This window comes from Bacillus sp. Marseille-P3661 (genome assembly GCF_900240995.1).
Taxonomy (GTDB): Bacteria; Bacillota; Bacilli; order Bacillales; family Bacillaceae_J; genus OESV01.
Genome location: NZ_LT965954.1, coordinates 822,143 through 838,561, shown reverse-complemented (window position 1 = coordinate 838,561; position 16,419 = coordinate 822,143). Strand labels below are relative to the sequence as shown.

At 35.6% G+C, this 16,419-nt stretch carries 20 protein-coding genes and 1 riboswitch; of the genes, 15 read left to right on the top strand and 5 right to left on the bottom strand.

Features of this window, described 5'->3' with window-relative positions; genetic code table 11:
* The first annotated feature begins 20 nt into the window (after positions 1 to 20).
* The 10 genes from C1724_RS15205 (at position 21) to C1724_RS15160 (ending at position 6,621) form a co-directional block, all read left to right on the top strand.
* A complete protein-coding gene (locus C1724_RS15205; protein WP_102347574.1) occupies positions 21 to 296 on the top strand; it encodes a 2Fe-2S iron-sulfur cluster-binding protein in 276 nt (91 codons plus the stop codon).
* Positions 297 to 362: 66 nt separating this feature from the next.
* Positions 363 to 803 (top strand): GlcG/HbpS family heme-binding protein, encoded by a 441-nt coding sequence (locus C1724_RS15200; protein ID WP_102347573.1) that lies wholly within the window; start codon positions 363 to 365, stop codon positions 801 to 803.
* Between the two features lie 666 nt (positions 804 to 1,469).
* Positions 1,470 to 1,886 (top strand): DoxX family protein, encoded by a 417-nt coding sequence (locus C1724_RS15195; protein WP_102347572.1) that lies wholly within the window; start codon positions 1,470 to 1,472, stop codon positions 1,884 to 1,886.
* Positions 1,887 to 2,144: 258 nt separating this feature from the next.
* Positions 2,145 to 2,606, top strand: a complete 462-nt coding sequence (locus C1724_RS15190; protein WP_102347571.1) for a helix-turn-helix domain-containing protein — start codon at positions 2,145 to 2,147, stop codon at positions 2,604 to 2,606.
* An 86-nt stretch (positions 2,607 to 2,692) separates the two neighbouring features.
* Positions 2,693 to 3,025: an antibiotic biosynthesis monooxygenase gene (locus C1724_RS15185; protein ID WP_102347570.1), complete on the top strand. Its 333-nt coding sequence runs from the start codon at positions 2,693 to 2,695 to the stop codon at positions 3,023 to 3,025.
* A 183-nt stretch (positions 3,026 to 3,208) separates the two neighbouring features.
* Positions 3,209 to 4,381, top strand: coding sequence for a PstS family phosphate ABC transporter substrate-binding protein (locus tag C1724_RS15180; RefSeq protein WP_258000414.1), 1,173 nt, complete (start codon positions 3,209 to 3,211; stop codon positions 4,379 to 4,381).
* A 106-nt stretch (positions 4,382 to 4,487) separates the two neighbouring features.
* Positions 4,488 to 4,988, top strand: coding sequence for a redoxin domain-containing protein (locus C1724_RS15175; RefSeq protein WP_102347569.1), 501 nt, complete (start codon positions 4,488 to 4,490; stop codon positions 4,986 to 4,988).
* Between the two features lie 136 nt (positions 4,989 to 5,124).
* Positions 5,125 to 5,559, top strand: a complete 435-nt coding sequence (locus tag C1724_RS15170) for a glycine/sarcosine/betaine reductase selenoprotein B family protein (RefSeq protein WP_102347568.1) — start codon at positions 5,125 to 5,127, stop codon at positions 5,557 to 5,559.
* Between the two features lie 27 nt (positions 5,560 to 5,586).
* The gene (locus C1724_RS15165) at positions 5,587 to 5,832 is read left to right on the top strand and encodes a hypothetical protein (RefSeq protein WP_102347567.1); all 246 of its coding nucleotides are present in this window, start codon (positions 5,587 to 5,589) and stop codon (positions 5,830 to 5,832) included.
* Positions 5,833 to 5,997: 165 nt separating this feature from the next.
* Positions 5,998 to 6,621: a YczE/YyaS/YitT family protein gene (locus C1724_RS15160; protein WP_102347566.1), complete on the top strand. Its 624-nt coding sequence runs from the start codon at positions 5,998 to 6,000 to the stop codon at positions 6,619 to 6,621.
* A gap of 311 nt (positions 6,622 to 6,932) precedes the next feature.
* On the opposite strand, the gene speD is transcribed toward C1724_RS15160, so the two are convergent.
* The 3 genes from speD to C1724_RS15145 form a co-directional block, all read right to left on the bottom strand.
* Complete coding sequence (gene speD, locus C1724_RS15155; RefSeq protein WP_102347565.1) at positions 6,933 to 7,751, bottom strand: adenosylmethionine decarboxylase; 819 nt, start codon at positions 7,749 to 7,751, stop codon at positions 6,933 to 6,935.
* 252 nt (positions 7,752 to 8,003) lie between these two features.
* Positions 8,004 to 8,510, bottom strand: coding sequence for a DoxX family protein (locus C1724_RS15150; protein WP_102347564.1), 507 nt, complete (start codon positions 8,508 to 8,510; stop codon positions 8,004 to 8,006).
* Between the two features lie 205 nt (positions 8,511 to 8,715).
* A complete protein-coding gene (locus tag C1724_RS15145; RefSeq protein WP_102347563.1) occupies positions 8,716 to 9,222 on the bottom strand; it encodes a DoxX family protein in 507 nt (168 codons plus the stop codon).
* A gap of 253 nt (positions 9,223 to 9,475) precedes the next feature.
* On the opposite strand from C1724_RS15145, the gene C1724_RS15140 reads away from it, so the two are divergent.
* Positions 9,476 to 10,252 carry a Cof-type HAD-IIB family hydrolase gene (locus C1724_RS15140; RefSeq protein ID WP_102347562.1) on the top strand — a complete coding sequence of 259 codons (777 nt, stop codon included), beginning with the start codon at positions 9,476 to 9,478 and terminating at the stop codon, positions 10,250 to 10,252.
* 100 nt (positions 10,253 to 10,352) lie between these two features.
* Here the strand turns inward: C1724_RS15140 and C1724_RS15135 are convergent, their stop codons facing one another.
* A complete protein-coding gene (locus tag C1724_RS15135) occupies positions 10,353 to 10,883 on the bottom strand; it encodes a hypothetical protein (protein ID WP_102347561.1) in 531 nt (176 codons plus the stop codon).
* Between the two features lie 381 nt (positions 10,884 to 11,264).
* A riboswitch (SAM riboswitch) is annotated at positions 11,265 to 11,373 on the top strand.
* Positions 11,374 to 11,449: 76 nt separating this feature from the next.
* Here C1724_RS15135 and C1724_RS15130 point away from each other — a divergent pair.
* Genes C1724_RS15130 through C1724_RS15115 form a run of 4 tightly spaced genes read left to right on the top strand, consistent with a single transcriptional unit; the run spans position 11,450 to position 15,241 of the window.
* Positions 11,450 to 12,478, top strand: coding sequence for a methionine ABC transporter ATP-binding protein (locus C1724_RS15130; protein ID WP_102347560.1), 1,029 nt, complete (start codon positions 11,450 to 11,452; stop codon positions 12,476 to 12,478).
* Positions 12,468 to 13,130: a methionine ABC transporter permease gene (locus C1724_RS15125; RefSeq protein WP_102347559.1), complete on the top strand. Its 663-nt coding sequence runs from the start codon at positions 12,468 to 12,470 to the stop codon at positions 13,128 to 13,130. Before C1724_RS15130 ends, C1724_RS15125 begins: the two co-directional genes overlap by 11 nt.
* A 16-nt stretch (positions 13,131 to 13,146) precedes the next feature.
* A complete protein-coding gene (locus C1724_RS15120; RefSeq protein ID WP_102347558.1) occupies positions 13,147 to 14,019 on the top strand; it encodes a MetQ/NlpA family ABC transporter substrate-binding protein in 873 nt (290 codons plus the stop codon).
* Positions 14,020 to 14,035: 16 nt separating this feature from the next.
* Positions 14,036 to 15,241 carry a M20 family metallopeptidase gene (locus C1724_RS15115; protein WP_102347557.1) on the top strand — a complete coding sequence of 402 codons (1,206 nt, stop codon included), beginning with the start codon at positions 14,036 to 14,038 and terminating at the stop codon, positions 15,239 to 15,241.
* 134 nt (positions 15,242 to 15,375) lie between these two features.
* Here C1724_RS15115 and dapF read toward each other — a convergent pair whose 3' ends face one another.
* Positions 15,376 to 16,230 (bottom strand): diaminopimelate epimerase, encoded by an 855-nt coding sequence (gene dapF, locus C1724_RS15110; protein WP_102347556.1) that lies wholly within the window; start codon positions 16,228 to 16,230, stop codon positions 15,376 to 15,378.
* Positions 16,231 to 16,419: the final 189 nt, after the last annotated feature.

The window sequence follows — 16,419 nt, the reverse complement described above, 5'->3', positions numbered from 1 at the left end:
AGCATGTTTAGGTGGTGAAGATGGTGTTTATTGTTACAAGCCGAGACGCTCAAAATGAAACGCAATTTCAATGCAAAGATGACCAAACACTTTTAGATGCTGCAAAACTCCACGGTCTGCATATTCCATATGCATGCAAAGGTGGAGGATGTGGCATGTGTAAAATAATAATTGAAGATGGTCACTACGAGAGAGGTGCGAGCTCTAAGGCTGTTCTTCCGGATGAAGAACGACTATTAAATTATTCTTTAGCTTGTAAAACTTACCCTCGCAGTGATTTGAAAATTCGGATCTAACTTGTCACTGGTTAATGAAGTGATAGTTTATTAGAATACAAGCGACAAGCATTAGGAGGAATTCAAATGGAAGTTTATCAAACAAAACCAGTTCTAACACAAGGTATTGTGTTGAAAATGATTGAGGGAGCTAGTAAAAAAGCACAGGAACTTAATATTGCAGTAAACATTGCGATTAAGGATAATGGTGGAAATCTTCAAGGCTTTCTCCGCATGGATAATGCACCATTACTCAGCGGTGAGATTGCAAGGAATAAAGCATATTCTTCAGCTGCTTTCGGTAAAGCTACAGGTGATTGGTATCCGTCTATTGAAAATAACCCTGCCTTGTTACATGGTATTGTTCATACGAACAGACTCACAATATTTGGTGGTGGATTACCCATCTATATAAATGGGCAGCTTGCTGGTGGCATAGGTGTATCAGGTGGGACAGCTGATGAAGATGTAATAGTGGCTGAGAGTGGTATAGAAGTTTTAGAACAATATTTAAAAATTGAAAAATAATACTAAGAAAGAGCGGGTTGGCTCTTAAGGCTTTTGGAGGCTATCGCAAAACTTCGATAGCCTATTTATTATTCACTTGACTTTAATATTTCACCGCGTTAATTTGGCATAAAATCGTTGAATTTCAGGTTCATATCAGTGGAATGGATGTCCGGTAAAGTCCAGAAACCGCCAGTTTTGCAGCGAATAGCGAACTGGATGTCCGCTAAAACAAGGCGCCAAGTATTAAGCGGACATAGGATACCTTATTTGCGCCAAAACCGCAGTTTAGAGAGTAATACCGGACATAGGATTCGTTATTCCCAGTAAACGTCTCAAAAATAGTGAAGATTCGCTTAAATAAAGGAGCGGATGTCCGGTAAAGTCCAGAAACCGCCAGTTTTGAGGCGAATAGCGAACTGGATGTCCGCTAAAACAAGGCGCCAAGTATTAAGCGGACATAGGATACCTTATTTGCGTCAAAACCGCAGTTTAGAGAGTAATACCGGACATAGGATTCGGTATTTTTATTCTGAACAATTTCGTATATGAGCATTTAGTTAAATAAATAATCTATAATTGTCAAACCCAGCTAATAAATTACCATAAGTATATTTAGTAAAGGTTCTGCAATACAATGACGATGAGAGTAATTTCTGATGTTTATTTTATTAGGAGGAATCGTCGGTGAAAAGAATTGAAGTAGGATTACTAGTAATAAGGCTTGTAGTTGGAATTACATTTTTACTTCATGGTTTGGCTAAATTTCAAAACGGCCTGGTAAATACATCTATCTATTTTGAAAGTCTAGGTTTACCAGGCATCCTTGCTTATGTAGTATCCTACATCGAGTTAGTTGGCGGAGCCGCAATGATTTTAGGGGTTGGAACACAACTTGTATCTGTATTATTTGCCTTCGTGATGATCGGTGCTATTTTTACTGTTAAGTTATCTGCGGGCTTCATGGGGAATAGTACAGCTACAGGTTATGAATTTAACTTATTGTTATTAGCTGTATCTGTTTTACTGGCTATCAATGGTAGTAAACTTTTCTCGATTGACCAGCTACTTTTTCGGGATAAAGAAAAGACTATACATGGGTAATGGGAGCTATTCTTTTTAACTGGATGTATCATTATATTTTCTCAATCCAAAATGATTACGATAGCAACGGAATTTGTAAAAACAAGCAAATAACGTTGCTTTTTCTTGTCATTAAATTGTTTGAACATAGGTCGAAGATGATTTTGAGGGAACATAAATAAGTTGTTATGAAACTTATAGTACTTATTTTAGTTGTCTAATTTGCCCAATCAGTGTAATATTTCACTAATATATCTTTTCGTTTTGGAGGGTACTTGCGTGAACAAGGAAGAAATAATCAATATACTCTCAGATAAAATCAAATTAGTCCGGACTGAAAGTAACTACACACAAGAAAGAATGGCAGAAATACTAGGCATTTCTAAAAAGACTCTAGTTCAAATTGAAAAAGGGCGAGTTAAGGCGAACTGGACATGTGTAGTGGCTTTATGTGCATTATTCCGTGAAAGCTCAATTATTCATTCTGTGCTTGGAGATTCACCTCTTGAGGTAATCGAAACAGTAGCACATAATTCCTTCTCGATAACAAAAGAAAAAACATTTGGTGGTCGGGTATGGTGGCGAGAAATAGAAAGGCAAGGGGTTTATCGAGTCCAGCAAAATCTACTAAGTAATCATTATCGCATTCTTGATAAAGATAATTATCGTTGGTATAGTTCTTTTGATTTACAGGAGACAATTAGTAGACTAGATGAGCTGTGCAAGGAAAAATGGGAATAGTCTGAATCTATCTTTTTAATAATTATTGACATTGAAAATCATTTTCAATTAAAATATTGTTAAATGAATGGATTGGAGCTGAGAGCATGTTTGTGCAAATGAAAAAAACGGTCGTTACAGAAGGTCATGCAGAACAAGTTGTCCAACGCTTAAGTAAAGAAGGATTGATTGAAAAGCAAGAAGGTTTTATTGATGCAACGGTTATGGTGAAAAAAGTAAATCGTGGCGATGAAGAAGTTGTTGTATTGATTAGTTGGGAATCAGAAGAATATTGGAAAAAGTGGGAAAAAAGTGATGCGCATATTGCAGGACATAAAGCGAAGCTTGGTCAACCGAAACCAGATTATTTTATTAGCTCTGAAAGTGGCAGATATGAAGTGAAAGCTATAAAAAAACCGATGATTGAACCAAATAAATAATTGGATAATTAAAAGGTCAGCGCTGTTTAAGTGCTGATCTTTTTGTGTTGTTTAAATTTTAACTTGAATAAATATCAATCAGAGTGTAAAATTACACTAAATGTAACTTATGGAAATAAACCCATATATTCCATATAAAGTAGAATTATTAAATATTGGAAACAACTAAAAGGAGATGAGTTTGTGGAACCAGGCCTAGGGTTTAAATTGGTGATGTCAATTATTCTTATTGCTTGTTTATCGTTTTTAGGATTTTTTGGTGCTATATTTACTTCTCTTATGGGCGGAGTTAAATTCTATACACCACTAGTTATATTAGTAACCATCGCCATTATTATTGCTTTAATATTAAAAATATTTAATCTGATAAAATCGAGGCTATTGGCTATTGGGGTAGTTAGTTTTTTCTCGCTTTGTTTTGTTGTTATTATTGGGTATGAAATGTATCAAAGTTACTATGATAGCCTGGATATTTTGAAAAATCAGGAAGTAGATTTATATGAATACCGTCCATTTGCAAAAGACTCAAAGGTAGTTTCTTTAGAGGAACCCTCAGCTCTGAAAATTAAAAATCATTTACCGAAGATAGATGGTGCAACAGCACTTTATCCACTTTATGCAGCATTTGCACAAGCGACATATCCTGAAAAGGAATATGACGTATACTTTAGTGAAGTTATGTCGAATAGAACTGGTGTGGCATATAAAAATTTAATGAATGGAGAGGTAGATATTATTTTTGCTCTCGGACCCTCGCAACGACAAATCGATTATGCAGACCAACTAGGCGTAGAACTAGAACTAACTCCAATTGGCAAAGAAGCTTTTGTATTTTTTGTGAATTCAAGAAACCCAATTGAAGGACTTACAGTTAAACAAATTCAGGGTATTTATTCAGGTAAGGTGGAGAATTGGAGAGAAGTTGGTGGGAAAAATGATTCAATCAGGGCATTCCAGCGTCCTGATGATAGTGGAAGTCAAACAGCATTAGAAAGTTTAATGGGTGAGGTCCCAATCATGGAGGCACCTACCGAGGATATCGTTTCTGGCATGGGAGGAATCATCGCTCAAACAGCTAAATACCGAAACTATAAAAATGCATTAGGATATACTTTTCGATTTTTCTCAACTGAAATGGTCAAGAATGGGGACATTCGTCATTTGAAAATTGATGGAATTTACCCGGATAAAGAAAATATACGTAATGGTCTATACCCTTTATCAACTGAATTTTATGCCATTACCGCTGGCAGCACCAATCCTCATTTAGATGATTTGATAAATTGGATTCTTTCTGAGCAGGGGCAGATGCTTGTAGAAAAAACAGGATATATTCCTATAAAAGAGATTAAATAAATATAGTTCTATAGATGAACAATCTTTCAAGTTAAATGAATGGTTTTAAATGAGATCGGGAATAATGGAAGATGTTGTTTAAATTTATAAAAGAGGAGGAATTAATATGCCACAAGGGGCTACGGAAACAAATACCCTAAAAGTTGGAGATAAAGCACCTGACTTTACTCTTAAGGCACATGGTGATCGTACTGTGAAACTAAGTGATTTCCATGGACAAAAAAATGTTTTTATTTCATTCTATCCTTTAGATTGGACACCTGTCTGAGGCGCGCAAATGCCTTCATACGAGGATGATCTTCCTCGTTTTGAAGAGTATGATACTCAGGTTCTGGGTATAAGCGTTGATAGTGTGCCAAGTCATGAAGCATGGCAAAAATCAGTAGGTGGAATTTCATATCCACTATGCTCCGATTTTTACCCACATGGACAAGTTGCTGAAAGTTATGGAGTTCTTCGGAATAATCCAGATGAACCTGCATATGGGGCATCAGAACGTGCATTATTTATTATTGATAAGGAAGGTATCGTTCGTTTTATTGACGTCCATCCAATCGCGAAACAGCCGGATAACGAAGAGTTATTTGATGTATTACGCAAGTTATAAAAATTTCCTTAAGACCTGTTCATCAGGTCTTATTTCTCTATACTATAAGGATTTTACTTTAGCTACTAGAGTATAGAAATAGTTCGGGGAATGTAATGGCAATTTCCGAGTTTTTCTAAAGTTAGGAGGAAATAAAATGGAGCTTTCTCGCAAAGCGATTCCTTATACACCGAATGAGAAACCACTACACGAAATGACGATCATGATTGTATCTACAGCAGGTGTTCATATGAAAGATCAGGAACCATATAATACGGATCCAGCAGAAGGCGATGCAAGTTTTCGTGTGATTCCTGGAGATGTATCTTCAGCTGATTTAACTATTACACACGCGGCCCCAAAAGAACATTATGACACCGATGAACCTAAAAAGGACATTAATTGTGTATTTCCAATAGATCGTTTGAGAGAAATGGTTGATGATGGTGATTTAGGAGGATTAGCCGAAAAGCATCTGACAATGATGGGTTATTCCATGCGGTTAAATAAAATTAATAATGAGACAATTCCAGCTCTTGTAAAAGAAGTTGTCCGCTCAAAAGCAGATGCAGTCTTACTTACTGCTGGCTGACCGTTATGTCACCGCACTGTAGTTACAGTGCAGCGAGGAATTGAAGCTCAAGGGATTCCGACAACTTTAATAACACTTGATGTTGAACAATCAAGCTTAATGAGACCACCAAGAGCTATACATCCAACAGGGTTTAAATTTGGCCATTCATTAGGAAAGCCAAATGATAAAGTAACTCAGAATAAAGTATTACATGCAGCGCTTGACCAACTAATGGAAAGACAAGAACCAGGCCATATTCATGAACTTGGATTTCCTACATATAATCAATAAAAGGAAGCCAGCTACACATGCTGGCTTTTATTATTTCACCATGTAGATGTAAGCCTATTGGTAATAATCGAAAAATTTCCCTTCTTTTCTAAAACTTTTTATTTCCTTTTTCTAATAAAATGTTTAATAATTAAAATTAAAAAGTAAGAATGAGAAGGTGTAGTTGTGGGAAAAAGAATTGCTATCTATTTACTAGGATTATCAATCACAGCACTTGGTATAGCGTTGATAGTTCTGTCGATGGCAGGTGCGGGGCCTTGGGATATTGTTGCGGTAGGTTTGAATAACCACTTTGGGTTAACAATTGGAACATGGAGTATTATTGCTCAAACATGTGTTGTACTTTTAACAGGCATTATTGAAAAGAAAAGGCCACCGTTTGAATCAGTAGGAGCAATCATAATTCGTAGCTTAATTTTGGATGGCTGGATTTACTTGGTTTTTAACAATGTAGATTTTACTTCGTCACTAGAGTTTCAATGGATTAGTTTTACAATTGGGGTGCTTGCAAGTGGTTTAGGGATTGGTATATATGTTTTGGCAGAATTTCCAAAGACACCAATCGATGGTTTAATGGTTGCTGTGCATAAACGATTTGGTTATAGTTTAAATGTTTCTAGAACAATAATTGAGGCTGCTGCAGTTGTCCTAGGTTATCTTCTTGGAGGACCTGTAGGAATAGGAACCCTTATTATCGCATTAACTTTAGGTAAAGTTATTCAAGTTTCTAACCAGGGAATCAAAAAAGTATTTTGCCAACCAGATTTAAGTTTGTCTAAATCGTCTTAACCAATTATATTGATTACAAATAAAGGAACTGCTTATCATTAATTAACGATGAGCAGTTTTTTTGTTCAAAAATAAGAAAATATTTAATTTTGTACGTACTTGTCTAGCTCAAGGCGCCTTGCTCCCGGAGTCAAAGGTGCTAGGACGTGCTAATGCAGAGTTGCGTTGCGACAGGATGTCGCGAATTTAGCAGGTGTTTGCCTGTCAGGGCTGATTAAGGCGCTTGGGCTTAAAAGCCTTAATCATAGAAAAGTCCTTCATAGAGGCTATGAAGGAAAAACTAGCTAGAATAGACTGTTAAAATTGATCAATTAATTAACTCCATCGTAAATATTTTTTCCATAGAATATTTCATCCATTTCTAATTTAAGTCTATCAGTAATAATTGCTTGTTCCTCAGCCGTAAGTTCTTCTTTTTTATGATGAAATAAATAGTTGTTTAAATCAAATTGTTTTAATTTGCATTTAGTATGAAATATATTTTCCTGATATACATTGACATCAATCATATCATATAGTTCCTGTATTTCTTCTGGTATGTAATTTTGAATGGAATTAATATCATGATCAATAAATAATTTATGACCCGTAACATCTCGAGTAAAACCACGCACCTTATAATCAATGGTCATAACATCTGTTTCAAACGAATGAATTAAATAATTTAACGCTTTTAACGGAGAAATCTCCCCACATGTTGAAACGTCAACATCTGCACGAAAAGTACTAATTCCATCGTCAGGATGTGATTCTGGATACGTATGAACGGTTATATGGCTTTTGTCGAGTTGTGCTATTACTGAACCTGGGATCGGACCTGGTGATTCTTCGAAGGCCTCAACTGGAGTTTCATCAACAGGACCTTCCGAAACTAATATTGTAACACTAGCCCCTTGAGGGATATAATCCTGTTTGGCAACATTCAGGATGTTAGCCCCAATAATTTCTGTTACATGAGTTAGGATCTTTGTAAGTCGATCTGCGTTATATACTTCGTCTATGTAATTTAAGTATGCTTCACGTTCTTTGGTTGTTCTAGTATAACAAATATCATACATATTAAAACTTAATGATTTTGTTAGATTATTAAATCCGTGTAGTTCCACAATTTGCTTATGTGTTAGGTTCATTATAATAATCCCCTTTGTATAATTATAAGAAAGCACTGATTTGTTTCGTAATAGTCTTTTAGCCTTCTATGCGTTTACACTTTTTTACATTATCGTGAATTTCTCTATTTTTATATTTGTACGAATGTGCAAATTATATTCATTTTATCTTAAATCAAGGTAAAAGTTCATCGAGTCAATTGATCAAAAAAACAAAAAAACAGCCGACTCAACGGCTGTTTTTGTTTTTAGTATAATTGAAAGTATAAAGAATTATGCCATTTTATGAGCAGTAGCATCTTGTTTAGTAAATATTTTACGGAAATATGGAAGAACCCAACGATCTAAACCATAGCGTCCAGCATTGTAACCAGCTGCTAAGAGTATAACACCCATAATTACATCAGTAGGATTGTGAGAAATTGTACCAGCTAGCATGAAATTGAAATTCATTACAATTGCAAAGAAAGCAGCTGCAGTAGTAAGACATCCTAGAATAAGTCCCAAGCCAACTAAGAATTCACCCCAAGGAATTAAAACGTTGAACAAGCTAACATTCGGTAATGCGAATGTTTCTAAGAATGAAACATATCCAGGATAAACGGCTACATCATGTGATACTACCGGGTTGGCAATCGCTCCATTTAAAAAGCCTTCAGCGCTAAAGCCGCCTGTGATCTTGCCCCATCCAGCTGTTAACCAAGCAAATCCAAAATAAAGTCTTAATGCGGTTAAAAGATATGCAGCAATTTTATTTTCTCTAAGCCATGTATTTAACATTTTACATCGCTTCCCTTCGGTATTTTGGTTTTAAGTAGTTTGTTCTATGGCTATAGTAGCAAATAATTGAAAGAATAATAAAAGATAATGACAGTGTTCACAAACTGTTAAAAACATCTTGAACAAATTATGAATTCATAATTAATTTACAATTTATATCGTGATAATAGTCAATGTAGGTAAAACAAGGTTTACTAATTACTTATTAAGCTGTTTTATGAGCAGTAACTTCTTGCTTTCCAGTTAATTTTCGGAAGAAAGGAATCACCCAACGGTCTAAACCGATACGGCCAGCATTATAACCAGCAGCTAGAAGAATAACGCCCATAATTACATCCGTAGGATTGTGAGAAATCGTACCAGCTAGCATGAAATTGAAATTCATTACAACAGCAAAGAAAGTAGCAGCAGTAGTAAGACACCCTAGAATAAGTCCTAAACCAACTAAAAATTCGCCCCAAGGAATTAACACGTTGAACAAACTAACATTTGGTAATGCGAAAGTTTCTAAGAATGATACATATCCAGGATAAACAGCTACATCATGTGATACTACCGGATTGGCAATTGCTCCATTTAAAAATCCTTCAGCACTAAATCCGCCAGTAATCTTGCCCCATCCAGCTGTTAACCAAGCGAATCCAAAATAAAGTCTTAATGCGGTTAAAAGATAAGCAGCAATTTTATTTTCTCTAAGCCATGTGTTAATCATTTTTCATCTCTTCCTTTCGAAGATTAATTTGTTTTTTGTTTCTAAGGAAAGAATAACAGAAAAACAAACAAAAAATATCAAATAGTGACAGTGTTCACAAACTGTTAAAAACATCTTGAACAGTTTATGAACGATCTTACACTAGGGAGCCTATTAACCAATTAACACTAATTTAAAGTTAGGAAGGGGGCTATATCCCTTTGGCACTGTATTTAACTCTGCTATACTTAATTAAGGGAAGTGAGGTATTGATATGAAGAGAAAACTTATCTTTTTTGATATAGATGGCACACTTTTAGATGAAGAAAAGAATTTGCCTGCATCAACCAAACAAGCACTACAAACTCTTGAAAATCAAGGCCACGAAGTAGCGATTGCTACTGGACGTTCACCATTTATGTTTAAAGAGCTACGAGAAGAATTAGGAATACATACATATGTAAGCTATAATGGTCAATATGTTGTGTTTAATAACCAGGTTGTCCGCAAGAATCCACTTAATCAAGATATGTTGCGAGCATTAACGAAGTTTGCCTTAGAGAATGGACATCCGCTTGTTTATATGGATCATGAAGACATGAAAGCCAATATTGAATTTCATCCACATATAGAAAAAAGTATACAGTCACTTAAGTTCGCTCATCCTCAGCACGATCCGACTTATTACGAGGATAGGGAAATATTTCAGAGTTTATTATTCTGTACTGAAGATGAAGAGCGTGAATATATCGATAAGTTTGAAGGCTTTGATTTTGTGCGTTGGCATCCAGTATCTACTGATGTTTTGCCATCAGGTGGCTCTAAAGCAAATGGAATAAAAGTAATAATCGATCATTTGGGGTTTAATAATGAAGATGTCTATGCTTTTGGGGATGGCCTAAATGATATCGAGATGCTAACGTATGTGGCCAATAGCGTTGCAATGGGAAATGCCCATGATGATGTTAAAAAAGTAGCAAAACATATTACCAAGGATGTTAGTGAAGATGGTATTGTGTATGGCCTTGAACTGGTAGGATTATTGAAATAATCGAATTTAATCTTTTGGGGGCTCTAGTGTGACAGGCTAGCGTATTTTGTATCTTGTGAAAAGGCAGCTTTGGGCTGCCTTTTTGTTAATAAAAGTCTCTTTACCCATATATCGGATTCCATTCGATTTTTCCATACTTTTCATTTTCATAGAGCTGAATTTTAAAACGATTTTTTTTATAAAAACGGATCAATCGTCCGAGGTGGCCCCAATCTCTTTCGGCAAGCTCACCATAAATGAGCGCCATATTTTGTTGGATTGCAATGTCTTTAAGATATTTCATACATATCGTACCATACCCATAATTTTCTGGCCCTTTGATATCAGCTATAAAAATGGTGTGGTCTTTTTTAATAATAGTTTCCATACAAAAATCCCATTTTCCGAGATACGCAGTTTCACAGTCTTTAATTAAGATTTTTAATGAGCGTTTTTGCATTAAGCTATATACGATAACCCATTTTTCTTCTTTTGTTTGTTCAATACCCAGTATTTCGGCCTTTTTTGCGATTTCTTTTATGTTATCTTGCATACGCAAAAGTTGGTTTTCCATTTCACGCGATTTATTCAAAAGTTCATTTTTTCTAGTATTTAATGCATTTTGTAATACTCGTGTATGTCTAGGTAGCATAAATTTTACCTCCTTACAATTACTATCGTAACATATTAGAATTTGTATTTGTTGTTTAGAATGAATTACTAGAAATTTCATGTCGAAATATGTTGTTAAATTGTTAGAAATATAGTATTATTTAAAAATAATTTAAAAATTACTTTTTCAGATCTGGCAAAGAAATTGGCCCGATGAAATCTAACAACCACTAACTTCATAGAATGTTCTAATTCTAGCAAGCAATTTTTGAGGAAAAGTTAAAGTTTCTTCTTGTCGAAGTGGTTTTTTATTTTTTCTATATTAGTATATGGTACTAAAACATTAAATTCCAGTTGATCTTTTTAATGCTTTACCGTATTATTATATTAATAAACTAAAGTGTTAAACTATAATATAATCTCCTTATCGAGAGAGGTGGAGGGACTGGCCCTTTGAAACCTCGGCAACGGGTTCTTTTGTTTGAATACCGTGCTAATTCCTGCAAGTTTTTTAACTTGGTAGATAAGTTGAGCGGTATGATTAAATACTACCCTCTTCTTGTGACTATAGAAGAGGGTTATTTTTTTAACTAGGAGGTTCGCTTTGTGATTACCTTAGAAAATATTACAAAGACATATGATAGTGGTGGACAAAAGGTTCATGCTTTGAAAAATGTAAATTTAACTGTAGAAAAAGGTCAAATATACGGCGTAATTGGGTTCAGTGGTGCAGGAAAAAGTACGTTAATTCGCTGTGTGAATTTATTAGAAAGACCTACAAACGGAAAAGTAATGATTCAGAATCAAGATATAACGACGATTCCGAAAAGCGAGCTAAGAAAGGTACGTCAAAAAATTGGTATGATTTTCCAACACTTTAATTTATTGCAATCAAGAACTGTATTTGGAAATATAGCCTATCCTTTACAATTAGCAAAAGCTCCTAAAAAACAAATACAGGAACGAGTAACGGAGCTTCTTGAATTTGTTGGATTAGCCGATAAAGCAAATATGTATCCAGATCAACTATCAGGTGGACAAAAACAAAGGGTGGGTATTGCAAGAGCCCTTGCAACATCACCAGATATCTTACTTTGTGATGAAGCAACATCTGCACTTGATCCGCAGACGACAGATTCAATTTTAAAACTTTTAAAGCAAATCAACCGTGAATACGGTATTACTATTATGATGATTACTCATGAAATGCATGTTATTCGCGAAATTTGTGACCGTGTAGCTGTAATGGAATATGGAAATGTAGTAGAAGAAGGAAGTGTATTTGATGTCTTCTCACAACCTAAAACGCAAACGGCCCAAAACTTTGTGAAAACAGTAATGCAGGATGCAATTCCTTCTAGTGTGCTTAGCCTTCTAAACAATAAAGAGGGAGGCGCAAATGTATATAAAATTACATTTGTTGGAGAAAATGCTGGAAGTCCAATTCTCTCTGAGGTTGCTAAAAAGTATAATATCGATGTAAACGTGCTATATGGCCAAATTACTGAGCTACAAGAAAGACCCTTTGGTAACTTAATCGTAGAATTTATCGGTGACCAACAAGAAATTAACAAGGCGGTTGCTTACGTAGAAAGTAGGGCATCAATTAAGGAGGTGATCAATCATGGGGGTTAATTGGGATACGTTTTGGCTAAAGATAGTTGAGGCAACATGGGATACAATTGTGATGGTTGGTTTTTCCCTACTATTTGCTACTATTATCGGTGTGCCATTAGGTATTGCGTTAGTAGTAACAAGAAAAGGCCATTTGCTAGAGCAAACTGTTGTATTTAATATTTTAAATGGTATTGTGAATATCTTTCGTTCAATCCCATTCATCATTCTTATGGTTGCGATCATACCGTTTACAAGATTTATAGTAGGTACTTCAATAGGTACTGCTGCAGCAATTGTTCCGCTGATCATATTCTCTGCACCATATATTGCTAGATTAGTAGAGAGTTCGATCCTAGAAATTGATCCTGGTATCATCGAAGCTGCGGAAGCGATGGGGGCAACACCTTGGCAAATCGTTTTTCAAGTTTTAATACCAGAAGCGCTAAGCTCACTAATATTAAATATTACGATTGCCACAATTGGTTTAATCGGTGCATCTGCAATGGCAGGAGCTGTAGGCGGCGGTGGTTTAGGTGACTTGGCTATTGCTTACGGTTACCAACGCTTTGAAACAGAAGTTATGATCATCACTGTAATTATCCTAGTTGTAATGGTTCAAGGGTTACAATCTCTTGGAAATAAACTTTCAAGGGTTATAAGAAGAAGATAAAAAAGGAGATAGGAAAATGAAAAAAACTTTAACATTTTTATTAAGTTTAGTTTTATTAGTAGGAGTGGCTCTAGCTGGTTGCTCAAGTAATTCATCTGCACCTGAAGAAACAACAACGGAAACAACTGAAACAGAAAGCACAGAACCTGTAAAAATCACAGTTGGATTAAATGGCTCAGGTGTACCAATTTGGGAGTATGTAAAGGAAAAAGCAGCAAAAGAAGGCATTGAAATTGAAATGGTAGAATTTGCGGATTACGTTCGTCCAAATATGGCTTTAGCTGATGGTGACATAACAATCAATGCATTCCAAACAGTTTCGTATTTTAACGCTTTTATCGAAGAACATAACTTAGATTTAGTTCCAATTGGTACCACTATTATTGCACCAATGGGGTTATATTCTGATAAGTATACATCAGTTGATGAAATTCCTGATGGAGCGAAAATTGCAGTTCCAGAAGAAGCAACTAATATGGGACGTGCGTTATTATTATTACAAGAAGCTGGTTTTCTTAAGTTAGTAGATGGTTTTGATGGTAATGGTGACCAATCAGTAATTGTTGAAAATCCAAAAAATATTGAAATTGTTCCAATTACTAGTGCACAAACGCCACGTGTACTTCCTGACGTTGATGCATCTGTAATTAACAACGGTGTGGCAATTGAAGCTGGTTTTATTCCGGTAGAAGATTCTATCTTCATTGAAGATGCAACTGCAACACCTTACATTAACATTATCGCTGCACGCGCTGAAGATAAAGATGATCCAACACTTCAGAAGTTAGTAGAAATTTATCAACAAGATGATGTAGCTGAGCATATTAAAGAAGTATTCAAAAATTCTTTAGTACCTGTGTTTGTACCGTTAAGTGAGCTTGAAAAATAAGAAGGGAGAGAGTGCTTTGTCTACTTTATCTCTTGAAACGATTAGAAATGAGATTATTAATTCCATAGAAAACAAAAAAGATGACTATATCTCTATAAGTCATGCAATCCATGCAAAACCTGAAATCTGCAATGAGGAGTATTTTGCATCTGGCTTATTAAGTTCAAAGTTAAAAGAACAGGGTTTTACCGTAGTAAACGGTGTTGCAGGTCATGAAACAGCGTTCCTGGCTCGAAAAAAATCATCTAAACCAGGTCCAGTTATTGGCTTTTTGGCTGAATATGATGCCTTACCAGGCTTAGGTCATGCTTGTGGTCATAATATTATTGGAACAACAAGTACAGCAGCAGCAATTGCGCTCGCAGAGAAGATCGATGAAATTGGCGGTGAGGTTGTTGTCCTTGGAACACCAGCTGAAGAAGGTGGCCCGAACGGCAGTGCAAAAGGCAGTTTCGTAAAGCAAGGTTTAGTTGAAGGCATTGATGCTTGTTTAATGGTACATCCTTATCATAAGAATACGCTAACTGGGGAGACATTAGCGGTTGATCCATTAGACTTTGAATTTATCGGGAAATCTGCACATGCAGCAGCATCCCCTGAAGAAGGCATTAACGCATTAGATGGTGTGATTCAGTTATTTAATAGTATTAATGCATTGCGTCAGCATGTAACCGATGATGTACGCATACATGGCATTATCACACATGGCGGAGATGCACCTAATATTGTACCTGATTATGCAAAAGCCCGGTTCTTTATACGAGCTAAAACAAGAACTGCTTGTGACCAAGTTACTAAAAAGGTAAAAGCAATTGCAGAAGGTGCAGCTCTAGCAACAGGGACAAAATTAAATATTATTAAAATCCAAAATGAAGTCGATCATTTCCAAGTGAATCGTCGTTTTGATAAAGTATATCAGGAAGTTATCGAATCATTTGGTGAGCCATTTGATGCAACTGAAGGTAAAGGATTAGGTTCAACCGATGCAGGTAATATTAGCAGGGTTGTACCAACTATTCATCCTTATATAAAAATCGGTTCAGATCAGCTAGTAGTTCATACACCTGAATTTAGAGAAGCAGCCAAGTCGCTAGAAGGCGATCGTGCATTAGTTCTAGGTGCCAAGGCTTTAGCTTTAACCGCATTACAATTATTAACGGATTCAAGCTTATTAGAAGAAATTAAGGCAGAATTTGATGAACGTAAGAAAAATGAAGAGTAGGGATTCTTAAAAAACCCATATAAAGAAAAGCCAGCAAATGCGCGGGCTTTTCTTTTATTTTATTTAATTTTTCTTAACTTTATTTAGTAGGAGTAAATACTATACAAGATAGCGATTAACATCTTGTTTTAATATTAAAGTTCAAAGGATCCTTCACATATATATTCTGCTGGACCTTTCATAAGGACATGGCCATTTTCTAACCAGGTAATGAATAAATCACCACCTGCTAAATGAACAGTAATTTCAGTATTTTTGTTAGCTTTATTATTTAATACGGCCGCGACTGCTGCTGCACATGCACCTGTTCCGCATGCTTGAGTTTCACCAGATCCTCTCTCCCAAACGCGGAAGTTTAGCTCCCTATCATTAACTATTTCTACAAATTCAGTATTAATCCATTCCGGAAAACGCTCATCTTTTTCTACAAGTGGTCCAAGAGTTCTTACCGGAGAATAGTTTATTTCATCCACAAAGAAAATGGCATGTGGATTACCCATTGATACGGCAGTTAAGTGATATGTTTCCTCATTTACTATGAAAGGCTCCGAAATCACTTGTTCATCTTCAATTCCGATCATTGGGATTTGCTTGCGTAATAGTCGTGGTTCCCCCATGTCAACAATTACTTGCTGAACAACGCCATCCTCTTCAATAACTTCGGCTTCGACTATGCCGGATAATGTTTCTATTTTAAATAGTTTATCTTGAACAATGCCTTTTTCATAGGCGTATTTAGCAACACAACGTAAGCCGTTGCCGCAATTTTTGCCTTCTGAACCATCGCTGTTAAAGATTCTCATTTTGACAGGTGCCTGTTCTGAAGGGCAAATTAAGATCATTCCATCCGATCCAATTCCCGTTTGGACATTTGCTAGACGGATCGCTAAATTAGACAGTATTGCTTCAGGTAAATTTTCTTCAAATAGATTTATATAAATATAGTTATTACCTAAGGCATGCATTTTGGTGAATTTTATTTTTGTCATACTTCCTGGTAGCTAATATCAATTCATTCGAAATTAGACCAGGCTACACCTCCTGTAATTAAATCATATAATTTATTAAATAAAGTAAATTATATCAATTTTTATAGCTTAATATCAATATAGGGATTTATTCGGGATTAAGATTGGTTAGGAGTACCTAGTTGTACAAGAAAGATCATAGTAATCACT

Coding starts and splice junctions, on each gene's coding strand:
- C1724_RS15205 (WP_102347574.1), top strand. CDS start 21: ATGGTGTTTATTGTTACAAGCCGAGACGCTCAAAATGAAACGCAATTT.
- C1724_RS15200 (WP_102347573.1), top strand. CDS start 363: ATGGAAGTTTATCAAACAAAACCAGTTCTAACACAAGGTATTGTGTTG.
- C1724_RS15185 (WP_102347570.1), top strand. CDS start 2,693: ATGTTTGTGCAAATGAAAAAAACGGTCGTTACAGAAGGTCATGCAGAA.
- C1724_RS15170 (WP_102347568.1), top strand. CDS start 5,125: ATGGAGCTTTCTCGCAAAGCGATTCCTTATACACCGAATGAGAAACCA.
- speD (WP_102347565.1), bottom strand. CDS start 7,751: ATGAACCTAACACATAAGCAAATTGTGGAACTACACGGATTTAATAAT.
- C1724_RS15150 (WP_102347564.1), bottom strand. CDS start 8,510: ATGTTAAATACATGGCTTAGAGAAAATAAAATTGCTGCATATCTTTTA.
- C1724_RS15145 (WP_102347563.1), bottom strand. CDS start 9,222: ATGATTAACACATGGCTTAGAGAAAATAAAATTGCTGCTTATCTTTTA.
- C1724_RS15140 (WP_102347562.1), top strand. CDS start 9,476: ATGAAGAGAAAACTTATCTTTTTTGATATAGATGGCACACTTTTAGAT.
- C1724_RS15135 (WP_102347561.1), bottom strand. CDS start 10,883: ATGCTACCTAGACATACACGAGTATTACAAAATGCATTAAATACTAGA.
- C1724_RS15125 (WP_102347559.1), top strand. CDS start 12,468: ATGGGGGTTAATTGGGATACGTTTTGGCTAAAGATAGTTGAGGCAACA.
- C1724_RS15120 (WP_102347558.1), top strand. CDS start 13,147: ATGAAAAAAACTTTAACATTTTTATTAAGTTTAGTTTTATTAGTAGGA.
- dapF (WP_102347556.1), bottom strand. CDS start 16,230: ATGACAAAAATAAAATTCACCAAAATGCATGCCTTAGGTAATAACTAT.